Consider the following 12,676-nt stretch of genomic DNA (forward strand, 5'->3'; position numbering starts at 1 on the left):
ACGGCTGCCGCGCCGCGTGGTCTTGCAAGCGCGCGCGGAGAGTGGCGGCGCAGGCCCAGTCTGTCTGAAGGGCGGAAAACAGGCAGCCCCTATGTATGCTCTCAGGAGCGTTCGAGTTCGCCGGGGCGGAGTTTGCTCAGCGCGACGGCGGCGGCGGAGGTGCGGGTTTCGACGCCCAGCTTGACGAAGACGTGCTCCAGGTGCTTGTTGATGGTGCGCGGGCTGGTGCCGAGGATCTCGCCGATGTCGCGGTTGGTCTTGCCCTTGATGACCCAGTTCAGCACCTCCGACTCGCGCTGCGTCAGTTTGAACGACACCATCAGCTTCTCGATCTGCGCCACGTCCGACTCCTCGCGCAGCACGATCATCCATTGCTCGTCCTCGCTGAATTCCGCCGCCGAGAAGATCAGCCGGCGGCTGCCGCGCGCCAGCGTCAGCGGCGGGTGCGACAGGCCCTGCACGTGCGCCGCCTGGGTCGCCTGCAGCCAGGTGGGCAGCTCGGCATCCACCAGATAACCCTGCATCAGCGTGCGCGCCAGCGGCGTTTGCCAGACGATGCGGCCGTCGCGCGGCGACATCGCGATCACCGCGTTGCCGAAGGCGTCGAGCGCGCTGCGGGCCTGGTCGACCAGCCGCGCGGTCTGCATGTGCGCGGCGATGCGCGCCAACACCTCGCTGGTGCGCAGCGGTTTGGTGACGTAGTCGTTGCCGCCCGCGTCGAAGGCCGCCACCACATGTTCGGCCTCGGTCAACCCGGTCATGAAGACCACCGGGATGTGCCGCGTGACCAGGTTGGCCTTCAGGCGACGGCAGGTTTCGAAGCCGTCCATGCCCGGCATGATCGCATCGAGCAGGATGATGTGCGGCTGCGACTCGATGGCGCGTTGCAGCGCGGTCTCGCCGTTGTTCGCCACCAGCACCGTGAAGCCCGATTCGTCCAGCGCGTCGTGCAGCACGGCCAGGTTCTCGGGCACGTCGTCGACCACCAGCACCAGGCCGGACTCAATATTGAAGTTCATCGCTCTTGTTCTTTCTGACAAAGTCGGCCATCGCGTCCAGCTGGAAGCGGGCCGCGAAACCGCGCATGGTGTGCGTGAAATGCTGGTAGCGCGGATCGAGCGCCCCGATCTCATCGAGCTTGTTAAGGATGCCGCGCACATAGCCGATGCGAATCAGCTCGCGCAGCGCTTCCATCGCCGGCTCGGGCGGGTAGATCAATTGCGCCGGCGGCGCCGGCATCTCGCTGCGGATGCCTTCCGCGCGCGGCTGCGCGATCCACTCCAGCGCCAGGCGTTGGCCGATCCAGTCCAGCAGCTCGCCGACGTTGACCGGCTTGATGATGAAGTCCGCCGCGCGGATGCCGGCCGGATTCTCCATGCCCTTGTCGAAGGCGTTGGCCGAGACGATGGCGATCGGCACATTCGACAATTGACGGCGCCGCAGGATGTAGCTGGCCTCCCAGCCGTCCATGCCGGGCATCGCCAGATCCATCAGGATCACGTCCGGCTGGAAGGACGCGTACAGGTCCAGGCACTCCGGCCCGGACGCCGCCTGCGCCACCTCGAAGCCCAGCGGCGACAGGATGTTGAGCAGCAGTTCGCGGTCGACCCGTTCGTTGTCGACCACCAGCACGCGCCGGCGCGGTCCGCGATAGCCGATGCGCTGCTGCTCCGGCGCCTCCAGCTCGCGCAGCTCCTTGCCCGAGACGTGCACGCTGGGCAGGAACAGGCGGATCTGGAACAAGCTGCCCTGCTGCTGATGTGGCGCAGGCGGGCCTTGCGGGCTGCGGATTTTCAGTTCGCCGCCCATCAGCTGCGTCAGCATCTTCGAGATCGGCAGGCCGAGGCCGGTCCCGCTGGCGTCGGCGTGCGCGCTGGCGCTGCCGCGCGAGAACGGCTCGAAGATATGGTCGATCTCCTCCTGCAGGATGCCGGGGCCGGTGTCCTCGATCTCGAACGAGGCCATCTCGCGCGCGTACTGCAAGCGCAGTACGATGCCGCCGTGGCTGGTGAACTTGACCGCGTTGCCGAGGATGTTGATCAGGATCTGCCCCAGCCGCTTGCGGTCGGCGCGCACGATGCGCGGCAGCACGCCGGTCAGCTCGTAGCGGAAACTCAGGCCCTTGTTGGCCGCCTGCAGTTCGAACATGCGCACGATCTGGCCGATGAAGTCGGGGAAGTTGAGCTCCTTCATGTCGAAGTTGAACTTGCCGCCCTCGATGCGGGCGATGTCCAGCGTGCCCTCGATCAGCGACAGCAGATGCTCGCCGCTGCTGCGGATGACGCGGATCGCCTGCTGACGGTGCTCGGGGATGGACGGATCGTTGTCCAGCAGCTGCGCGTAGCCGAGGATGGAATTCAACGGCGTGCGGATCTCGTGGCTGATGCCGGCGATGTAGCGGCTCTTGGCCTGGTTGGCCAGGTCGGCGGTCTTCTTGGCCTGCTGCAGCTGGGCGTCGGTCTGCGAGTGCAGCTCGATCTCGCGCGTCAGCAGGCCGGTCTGGCGGTTCGACTCCTCCTGCGCCACGCGGCGGCTCTCGCTGGTCAGCACCAGCCACCAGGCGACGATGCCGCTGGTGAGCAGCAGCGCCGCGAAGATCTTGAAGAACACCAGCTGCAATTGCGGCAGCAGCGCCCCGGCGCCGGCCGGCAGCACCGATTGCTCGTGGTAGTAGATCAGACCGAGCAGCGTGGCGAGGAACAGCACCGTGACGATCATCAGCAGCAGATAATGTCCCAGCCCGCTGCTCAGGTAGCGCCACAGCGACTTGGGCAGCATGGCGCGCATCGCCTCCTGCCACTGCACCGCCACCCGCGCGTGCGGCTTGCAGACGTCGTTGCAGCGCGCGTCGAGGCAGCAGCACAGCGAACAGATCGAACCTTGATAGGCGGGGCAGTGCGCCATGTCCTCGCCCTCGTATTCCTTTTCGCAGATCACGCAGGTCTTGTTATGGACGTGCTCCGGCTTGCGGGCGATGTAGTACTTGCCCTTGGTGGCGAACGCGATCAGCGGCGACGCCACCAGCGCCGTCGCCAGCGCGATGAAGGCGGAGAAGGCCTGCGCCTGCGCGCCGAACACGCCCATGAACGCCGCCACCGACAAGGCCGACGCCAGCAGCATGGCGCCGACGCCGACCGGATTGATATCGTATAAGTACGCGCGCCGGAACTCGATGCCCTTGGGGCTGAGACCGAGCGGCTTGTTGATCACCAGGTCGGCCACCACCGCCGTGATCCACGAGATGGCGATATTGGAGTACAGGCCCAGTACCTGGTCCAGCGCCTGGAACACGTCCAGCTCCATCAGCAGCACCGCGATCAGCGCGTTGAACACCGCCCACACCACGCGCCCCGGATGGCTGTGGGTGAGCCGCGCGAAGAAATTCGACCAGGCCAGCGAGCCGGCATAGGCATTGGTCATGTTGATCTTCACCTGCGAGATCACCACCAGCAGCGCCGTGGCCAGCAGCGCGATGCGCGGCGAGTCGAACACCTGGCCGAAGCCGGCCAGGTACATCTGGGTCGGATTGACCGCCTGCTCCAGCGGCACCGCGCTGCTGATGGCGAGATAGGCCAGCAGCGCGCCACCCAGCATCTTGGCGATGCCGAGCAGGATCCAGCCCGGTCCGGCGATCAGCACGCCGAAGTGCCAGCGCAGCCGGTTGGCGGCGGTCTTGGGCGGCATGAAGCGCAGGAAGTCGACCTGCTCGCCGATCTGCGTGATCAAGGCCACGCCGACCGCCGTCGCGGCGCCGAACATCAACACGTTGAAGTGGCCGTTGGCGCCGGTGCGGCCGGCGTAATCCATCAAGCGCCCCGGCAACTCCGGCTGCTTGATCAGGATCGCGACGAAGGGCAGCGCCATCAATACCAGCCACACCGGCTGCGTCAGCATCTGGATGCGGCTGATCAGCGTGACGCCGTGCGTCACCAACGGGATCACCACCAGCGCGCTGACCATGTAGCCGAGGTAGAGCGGCAAATGGAAATACAGTTCCAGCGCATAGGCCATGATGGCCGCCTCCAGCGCGAACAGGATGAACGTGAACGACGCGTAGACGAAGGACGAGATGGTCGAGCCGATGTAGCCGAAGCCGGCGCCGCGCGTCAGCAGGTCCATGTCGACGCCGTATTTGGCCGCGTAATAGCTGATCGGCAGTCCGGTGAGGAAGATGATCAGGCCGACCGCCATGATCGCCCACAGCGCGTTGATGAAGCCGTAGTTGACGGTGATGGTGCCGCCGATCGCCTCCAGCACCAGGAACGAGATCGCGCCGAAGGCGGTGTTGGAGACGCGGAAGATCGACCATTTGCGGAACGAGCGCGGCGTGAAGCGCAGCGCGTAGTCCTCGATGGTCTCGTTGGCGACCCAGGTGTTGTAGTCGCGCCGTATCTTGACGATGCGCTGAGTGGTTGTCATGCCGGGCCTGTAAAAAGAAAAAGCAACTGAAGTCTCCAGTCGCTTTCTTAAGCAAATTACATGCCGAGGTTGCGGCTAGCGGTGCTTGTTGGAGTTCAGCTTGTCCAGCAGGCGCGCCAGTTCTTCCTGCATCACCGGCGACAGGTTGACGAACTGGCAGCCGATCTGCACCTGCTCGCCCAGCAGGAAGGAGCGGAAGGTGCGCTGCAGCCGCACTTCCAGATCGGCGATCATCACCGAATCCGGGCCCAGCTCCAGCCGCACCCGTTGCAGCTTGCGGCCGACGTGCAGACCGACGCAATCGCGCGGCGGCGCGCGCATGCCGACGCCGCCGGAGGAAAAGTCGTACAACTGCAATTCATACGGCTTGCCGTTCAGCACGAACGACGCCATGTAGTAGATGCCGAGCGGGGTTTCCAGCCGGGTCGAGGCGCGGCGGTTCAGCACCATGCACTTGAGCGGGAATTCCAGCGGGATCAGGGTCGGCTCGCCGGGCTTGCAGGCCCAGTCCGGCGAGGTCAGCTTGAACTGGATCTTGGCCGAGCGCAGCCAGGCGACGAAGATGGCGTCGCCGGGCGGGATGAACTCGCCCTCGTTGAGTTCCAGCACAAAATACGGATTCTCGGGATCGACCGACTTGATGCGCGCCATCACCACGTTGGTGGTGCTGGCCGGATAGATCGACAGCGGATCGCCGTTTTCGGCGAGCAGGGTCAGCGCATCACCGATGTCATGCTCATCGGTCATGTCATGCGGCTTCGAACCCGCCGGAATTGGTTCCACAGCATCTTTTAGGCTGGGAGGACCGCGGCGAAATTCATTCGGTATAGGATCGTTCACGACGGCATATCTCTTTGATAATGACTTCTGCAATGCGAGGTCGGTCGGTACAGTTTACAAGTTATTCGCCATCTTGGCTTGCATAATAGCAAGAATATTTTGTCGCTTGTGTCAGAACTGCTCTTCCGGCCGCAGATAGCGCCATTGCCCGACCGGCAAATCGCCCAGCTTGACCTTGCCGATGCGGACCCGTTTCAAACCGACCACTTTCAATCCCACCATGTCGCACATGCGGCGGATCTGGCGTTTCTTGCCCTCGCGCAGCGTGAAGCTGAGCTGGTCGTCATTCTGCCAGCGCACCTTGGCCGGCAGCAGCGCCTTGCCGTCCATCCACAGGCCATGGTTGAGTTTTTTCAGGTCGCTCTCCGGCAGCTTGCCCGGCTTGGTGTACTCGACGCGCACCAGGTATTCCTTGTCGACGTCGGTGGTCTCGCCGATCAGGTGCTTGGCCACGCGGCCGTCCTGGGTCAGCACCAGCAGGCCGATGGAATCGATGTCCAGCCGGCCGGCCGGCACCAGCGAGCGCAATTGCGTCGGATGGAAGATCTCCGGCGACGGATCCTCGGCCCAGCGGTTTTCCGGCTTGACCAGCACCACGGCCGGCTGGTAGCCGTCCTCGGCCTGGCCGCTGACATAGCCCATCGGCTTGTTGATCAGCACCGTGACGCGCTTGGACTGCTCGGCCGCCGCCTGGCGCTCGACGGTGACTTTCTGGCTCGGGTAGATCTTGGTGCCCAGTTCGGACACGACCTGGCCGTCGACCCGTACCCAGCCGCGCGCGATCCACTCGTCGGCTTCGCGGCGCGAGCACAGGCCCAGTTCGGACATGCGTTTGGACAGGCGTAATAATTCTTCGGACATGATGCGTTTTCTATAAAGGGGTGAGGCTAGTTTAAACCTTGATGGCTTCCAGCAGGTCGGTTTCCAGCTGCAGCTGGTTGCGCGCGTTGTTGAGCGCCGCGCCGTCGATCAGGAACACGTCCTCGACCCGCTCGCCCAGGGTCATGACCTTGGCGGTGTGCAGGTTGATCTTGTAGCGGGTCAGCACGTTGGCGATCGAGTACAGCAGCCCGGTGCGGTCGTTGGCCGCCACCGACAGCAGGTAGTACTGGCCGCGCTCGTCCGGGCGCAGGTCGACGGTCGGCTGGATCGGGAAGGTGCGCGACAGCCGCGACAGGCGGCCCTGGTTCGGCGCCGGCAGCGCCTCCGGACGGGTCAGCAGCCCGCACAGCTCGTGCTCGATCAGGCTGATGATGTCGCGGTAGCTGTTGGCGAAGCTTTGCTCGGTGACCAGGAAGGTGTCGAGCGCGTAGCCGTGGCGCGTGGTGTGGATCTTGGCGTCGAGGATGCTGAAGTTCTTGCGGTCGAAGTAGCTGCAGATGCGCGCGAACAGGTCCGGCTGGTCCTTGATGTAGACTGCGATCTGCAAGCCTTCGCCGATCGGCGCCAGCCGGCACTTGACCACCGGCTGCTCGCTGTTGAAGCGCTCGTACAGCGCGCGCGTCTGCCAGGCGATGTCGGAGGCGTCGTGGCGCAGGAAGTAGGCGACGTCGAGCTGCTTCCAGAACGGCTCGTGCGCGTCCGGCGCCAGGCCGTACAGGCGCAAGGTGGCCAGCGCCTCCTGCTGGCGGTTGCGCAGTTCGTTGTCGGCGCTGTGCGGCTCGCCGCCCAGCACGCGCAGCGTGATGCGGTACAGGTCCTCCAGCAGCTTGGCCTTCCAAGCGTTCCACACCTTCGGGCTGGTGCCGCGGATGTCGGCCACCGTCAGCAGGTACAGCGCGGTCAGGTGGCGCTCGTCGCCGACGGTCTTGGCGAAGGCGGCGATGACGTCGGGGTCCGACAGGTCCTGCTTCTGCGCCACCTGCGACATCGTCAAGTGATTCTCCACCAGGAACACCGCCAGTTCGGTCTCCTCGTCGCTCATGCCGTGCTCGCGGCAGAACTGCTCGGTGTCGGCCATGCCCAGCTTGGAGTGGTCGCCGCCGCGCCCCTTGGCGATGTCGTGGAACAGCGCGGCCAGGTACAGCAGCCACGGTTGCGGGAAGTTGGCCATCAGCTGGCTGCAGAACGGGTATTCGTGCGCGTGCTCGGCCATCGAGAAGCGGCGCATGTTGCGCACCACCATCAGGATGTGCTGGTCCACCGTGTAGACGTGGAACAGGTCGTGCTGCATCTGGCCGACGATCTTGCGGAAGTTGGGCAGGTAGCGGCCCAGGATCGACAGGTCGTTCATGCGCCGCAGCGCGTGGATGATGCCGACCGGCGCCTGTAGGATGCGCAGGAACAGCGCGCGGTTGAGCGGATCGGCGCGGAACGGCGCGTCGATCAGGAAGCGCTCGTGCCACAGCGCGCGCATGGTGCGCGAGGTCATGCCCTTGAGCGCCGGGCGCTCGGTCATCAGCACGAAGATCTCCAGCATCGCCGACGGCGTGGCGACGAAGGTGTCGTCGTCCGCCATGTCGATCAGGCCGTTGAGGTCGTTGAAGCGGGCGTTGATCGGCACCGCCACGTCGGCCTTGGGGAACAGCCGCTCCTCGATGTTCTGGATCAGGATGGTGTTCAGTTGCGTGACGGTCTTGGCGGCCCAGTAGTAGCGCTGCATCAGGTATTCGCTGGCGCGGCGCATGTGGACGCCGCTGCCGGTGGCGGTCAGGCCCAGCGATTCGGCGATCGCGGTCTGCACGTCGAACACCAGCCGGTCCTCGCGCCGCTTGGCGTGCAGGTGCAGGCGCACCCGGATGTCCTTGAAGGCGCGTTCCTTCTCCATCAGCTGCTTGGCCTCGGTCTGCGTGATCAGGCCGGAGGTGGCCAGCGTGCGCCACGAGTTGGCCAGGCCGGCGGCCTTGACCATCCACAGGATCACCTGCAGGTCGCGCAGGCCGCCCGGGCTTTCCTTGCAGTTCGGTTCCAGGCTGAAGGCGGTGTCCTCGTACTTGGCGTGGCGCTGCTTCATCTCCAGCATCTTGGCGTGGAAGAACGCGCGCGGGTCCATGGCGGCGTCGTAACGCACCTGCAGTTCGGCGAACAGCGCCTCGTCGCCGCAGATGACGCGCGCCTCCAGCAGGCTGGTTTGCACCGTGATATCGGCCGCCGATTCGCTCAGGCACTCGTCGACGGTGCGGATGCTGTGGCCGATCTCCAGGCCCAGGTCCCACAGCAGCTGCACCAGTTCTTCCAGCTTCTCGGTGGTCGGCGCGTCCGGCGCGCTTTCGAGCAGGATCAGCAGGTCGACGTCGGAATAGGGGAACAACTCGCCGCGGCCGTAGCCGCCGACGCCGACCAGCGCCGTGTTGGCCGGCAGGCGGGCGTGGTGCCAGGCGGTGGTCAGCACCGCGTCGACGCTCTGGCGCAGGCTGCGCAGCAGCTTCTCCGGCTTGCCGTCCTCGCGGAAGCCGGCGATGACCACCTGACGGTCGGCCTTCAGCTGGCGCTTGAGCTGTTCGCGCAATTCCTTCTGCATCGCGGCCGCGGACATCGGGCTTACGCTACGGCGGTGGCTGAGTCGGTGATGAACGCCGGCGGCGGCGGGCTGCCGGCCGACAGCGTCAGTACCTCGTAGCCGGTCTCGGTGACCAGGATCATGTGCTCCCACTGCGCCGACAGGCTGCGGTCCTTGGTTTTGATGGTCCAGCCGTCGCCCATTTCGCGGATTTCGCGCTTGCCGGCGTTGATCATCGGTTCGATGGTGAAGATCATGCCGGCCTTGAGTTCCTCCAGCGTGCCGGGGCGGCCGTAGTGCAGCACCTGCGGCTCTTCGTGGAACACCTTGCCGATGCCGTGGCCGCAGAATTCGCGCACCACGCTGTAGCCGGCTTTTTCCGCGTGCTGCTGGATCACGTGGCCGATGTCGCCCAGGTGCGCGCCCGGCTTGACCTTGGAGATGCCCAGCCACATGCACTCGTAGGTGACGTCGGACAGGCGCTTGGCCAGGATCGACGGCTCGCCGATGAAGAACATGCGGCTGTTGTCGCCGTGGTAGCCGTTTTTGATGACGGTGATGTCGAGGTTGACCACGTCGCCGTTCTTGAGCACCTTGTCGCCGGGGATGCCGTGGCAGATGACGTCGTTGACCGAGGTGCAGATTGCCTTGGGGTAGGGGGTGTAGCCGGGCGGGCAATAGTTCAGCGGCGCCGGGATGGTGTCCTGCACGTTGACCATATATTCGTGGCAGAGGCGATCCAGTTCACCGGTGGTGACGCCGGCCTTGACGAAGGGCGTGATGTAGTCGAGCACTTCGGAGCCCAGGCGGCCGGCAATGCGCATGCCTTCGATGTCTTCGGCGGTTTTGATGGAAATGGACATAGTGGATCGCAATCAGCAAGGTAAACGGTAAAAACGCCTGGCGCGCGGAACTCTCCCGCGCACGGCGTACAATATGTTGAAATTATAAACGACGCGGAGGGCTCCGCGTGCGTGGCCGTCGTGCCGGCGATGAATCAGACGTCGCCGACGGCTGCGGCGGCACGGGCGCGGCGGCGGGCGAACCAGCCCACCAGGCCGAGGCCGCCGAGCAGCATGGTCCAGGTTTCGGGTTCCGGTACCGGAGCGGCCACCGGCTGGCCGGGCTGATCGCGCGGGCCCGGACCGAAGCCGCCGTTCGGTTCGGCCGGCGGGTTCAGACCGCCGAGCACGCGCCGGGTGCGGTCGCGCGCCGCCTGCTCCAAGGGTTCCAGCTCGATCGACTGCTCGCGCAGCGGGGCGTCCACCAAGCCCGTGTCGTCGAACTGCTGGATGCCGTCCGGAATGACGTGCTGGTTGCCGTCCGCCGCCGCGCCATCCGCCGCTTGTTTGGCGGCCGCCACCGCCGGCGCATTGCGCGTGATCCGGCTGACGTTGCCGCAGATCTTGGGCACCAGCACGCAATGCGCGCCGACGCAGTACACCGCCGCCGGTTCCACGCGGTCGGCCGCCCACTTGCTGCGGGTCACGGTGCCGCATACGGAGTTTTTGCCGAAATGCATGTCGCGAATCTGCGCGCCGTACTGGTTCTTGCCGCTGATGCCGTCACGGGTGATGTTGACCTGGTCGTCCGACTGCCCCTCGGCCATGCGTCGCTTGAGCGTGCCGCGCACCGTCGCCGGTATATCGGTGTAGTGGTCGATCGCTGCGGCGGCGCCACCCGTATAGGGATTTTGTCCCGGACGGTCCCACGAGCAAGTGGGCTGGATAGCGGCGGCCAATGTGATGGCGAGCAGGATGGTCATGTCGGCACTCCTCGTGCAGGTTGGTTCTGTGTTACAACTTGTTAATGAATCAGAAAGAATATTTTCTGGATGATATTATATTTCAGGTATCGTGGCGAGGTTTACCGCCCCTTGTGACGCAAATGTGACATTCTGGTGCGATTCCGCGACACGTTCTGTGCGCTTCCGCACCAAGCTTGTGCACATGACAATGCTTGCCTCCCGGCCGGTTTCGGGGTAGAATCTCGGGTTGCTTGAATTCGGTTTTGAGCAATGTTGCAAACTGAGCTGTAAATGAGCTGTAAATTTTATTCAATAAACGCGAATCCGGTCGACAAGGGTGCCTATATGGTGACTGATCGGATTCCAGACCCAACCCTGGAGTTTAATATGTCCGTAACTATGCGCGAAATGCTGGAAGCCGGTGTCCACTTCGGTCACCAAACCCGTTTCTGGAACCCAAAGATGGCACCGTTCATCTTCGGTCACCGCAACAAGATCCATATCATCAACTTGGAAAAGACGATGACCATGTATCAAGAAGCGATGAAGCACGTGAAACAGGTCGCGTCGAACCGCGGCACCATCCTGATGGTCGGCACCAAGCGTCAAGCACGCGAAATCATTGCAGCCGAAGCGGCACGCGCAGGCGTTCCTTTCGTCGACCAACGCTGGTTGGGCGGCATGCTGACCAACTTCAAAACCATCAAGACCTCGATCAAGCGCCTGAAAGACATGGAAGCCCAGATCGAAGACGGTTCGGTTGAGAAGCTGTCGAAAAAAGAAGGCCTGATGTTCCAGCGCGAAATGATCAAGCTGCAAAAATCGATCGGCGGCATCAAGGACATGGGCGGCGTTCCTGACGCTATCTTCGTCGTCGACGTCGGCTACCACAAAGGCGCCATCACCGAAGCCGCCAAACTGGGCATCCCGGTCATCGGCGTGGTCGATACCAACCACACCCCGGAAGGCGTGCAGTTCGTCATCCCAGGTAACGATGACTCGTCGAAAGCGATCACCCTGTACGCCCGTGGCGTTGCGGATGCGATCCTGGAAGGCCGCGCAGCAGCCGGCAACGAAGTCGTGCAAATGGTTCAAGCCGCAGCTGGCGACGAATTCGTCGAAGTCAGCGAACAAGCTTAATCGCTTGTAGCAAGCGATGGAAAAAGGGGGTGGCCAACAGCTCCCCCTTTTTTTTAACGTAAATGGTTAGAGCACCGCTCACCACCCCACCGAATACAGGAGAAACACATGGCAGCTATTACCGCAGCAATGGTAGGCGAACTGCGCGCGAAAACCGACGCGCCGATGATGGAATGCAAAAAAGCACTGACCGAAGCCGAAGGCGACATGGGTCGTGCCGAAGAGATCCTGCGCGTCAAGCTGGGCGGCAAGGCTGGTAAAGCAGCCAGCCGCATCACCGCCGAAGGCGTGGTCGCCACCTACATCGCCAACGGCGTGGGCGCACTGATCGAAGTGAACTCGGAAACCGACTTCGTCGCGAAAAACGACGATTTCCTGAACCTGGCCAACACCGCCGCCCGTCTGGTCGCGGAAAAGAACCCGGCCGACGTCGCAGCCCTGCTGGCGCTGCCAGCCGGCGACGACGGCAAGACCCTGGACGAAGTGCGCGCCGCGCTGATCGGTAAAATCGGCGAAAACATGTCGATCCGCCGCTTCCAGCGTTTCGAAACCAGCAGCAAGCTGGCGTCGTACCTGCACGGCACCCGCATCGGCGTGATGGTTGAATTCGACGGCGCCGACGAACAAGTCGGCAAAGACGTCGCCATGCACATCGCCGCGATGAAGCCGGTGTCGCTGTCGGCCGACCAGGTTCCTGCCGAACTGATCGAAAAAGAGCGTTCGGTCGCCAAGCTGAAGGCCGACGAAGATGCGGCGACCGCCGTCGCCGCCGGCAAACCAGTGCAGCCTGCCGACATCGTCGCCAAGCGCCTGGAAGGTTCGGTACAGAAGTACCTGAAGGAAGTATCGCTGCTGAACCAGGCTTTCGTTAAAAACGACAAGCAATCGATCGAGCAGATGCTGAAAGAAAAAGCCACCACCGTCAAGGCGTTCGCCATGTACGTGGTCGGCGAGGGCATCGAGAAGAAGGTGGACGACTTCGCAGCGGAAGTGGCCGCGCAAGTGGCCGCCTCCAAAGGAGCGTAATACTAAAGAAAACGGGCCGAGAGGCCCGTTTTTTTAAGCCCGCAGCAGTGCCCGGCGCCGGGCGA

9 protein-coding genes are annotated in these 12,676 nt (G+C 63.9%); 2 read left to right on the plus strand and 7 right to left on the minus strand.

Features of this window, described 5'->3' with window-relative positions; genetic code table 11:
- Positions 1–101: 101 nt before the first annotated feature.
- The 7 genes from GW587_RS12220 to GW587_RS12250 all read right to left on the minus strand — a co-directional run bounded on the left by GW587_RS12220 (position 102) and on the right by GW587_RS12250 (position 10,463).
- The gene (locus GW587_RS12220; RefSeq protein WP_166102986.1) at positions 102–1,019 is read right to left on the minus strand and encodes a response regulator transcription factor; all 918 of its coding nucleotides are present in this window, start codon (positions 1,017–1,019) and stop codon (positions 102–104) included.
- Positions 1,003–4,419 carry a hybrid sensor histidine kinase/response regulator gene (locus tag GW587_RS12225; protein WP_166102988.1) on the minus strand — a complete coding sequence of 1,139 codons (3,417 nt, stop codon included), beginning with the start codon at positions 4,417–4,419 and terminating at the stop codon, positions 1,003–1,005. Before GW587_RS12225 ends, GW587_RS12220 begins: the two co-directional genes overlap by 17 nt.
- A gap of 75 nt (positions 4,420–4,494) precedes the next feature.
- The gene (locus tag GW587_RS12230; protein WP_166102991.1) at positions 4,495–5,166 is read right to left on the minus strand and encodes a flagellar brake protein; all 672 of its coding nucleotides are present in this window, start codon (positions 5,164–5,166) and stop codon (positions 4,495–4,497) included.
- A 204-nt stretch (positions 5,167–5,370) separates the two neighbouring features.
- Complete coding sequence (locus tag GW587_RS12235; RefSeq protein ID WP_207393462.1) at positions 5,371–6,120, minus strand: pseudouridine synthase; 750 nt, start codon at positions 6,118–6,120, stop codon at positions 5,371–5,373.
- A 31-nt stretch (positions 6,121–6,151) separates the two neighbouring features.
- A complete protein-coding gene (locus GW587_RS12240) occupies positions 6,152–8,734 on the minus strand; it encodes a [protein-PII] uridylyltransferase (protein ID WP_229259413.1) in 2,583 nt (860 codons plus the stop codon).
- A gap of 5 nt (positions 8,735–8,739) precedes the next feature.
- Entirely contained in the window at positions 8,740–9,561 is an 822-nt protein-coding gene (gene map / locus GW587_RS12245) for a type I methionyl aminopeptidase (protein WP_166102993.1), read from the minus strand.
- Positions 9,562–9,695: 134 nt separating this feature from the next.
- Positions 9,696–10,463: an MHFG family PEP-CTERM protein gene (locus tag GW587_RS12250; protein ID WP_166102996.1), complete on the minus strand. Its 768-nt coding sequence runs from the start codon at positions 10,461–10,463 to the stop codon at positions 9,696–9,698.
- A 369-nt stretch (positions 10,464–10,832) separates the two neighbouring features.
- Between GW587_RS12250 and rpsB the strand changes: the two genes are divergently transcribed.
- Positions 10,833–11,585, plus strand: a complete 753-nt coding sequence (rpsB, locus tag GW587_RS12255; protein ID WP_166103761.1) for a 30S ribosomal protein S2 — start codon at positions 10,833–10,835, stop codon at positions 11,583–11,585.
- A gap of 108 nt (positions 11,586–11,693) precedes the next feature.
- Positions 11,694–12,611, plus strand: a complete 918-nt coding sequence (gene tsf / locus GW587_RS12260) for a translation elongation factor Ts (protein ID WP_166102998.1) — start codon at positions 11,694–11,696, stop codon at positions 12,609–12,611.
- Positions 12,612–12,676: the final 65 nt, after the last annotated feature.

The organism is Duganella aceris, assembly GCF_011090165.1.
In the GTDB taxonomy this organism is placed as follows: Bacteria; Pseudomonadota; Gammaproteobacteria; order Burkholderiales; family Burkholderiaceae_D; genus Rugamonas; species Rugamonas aceris.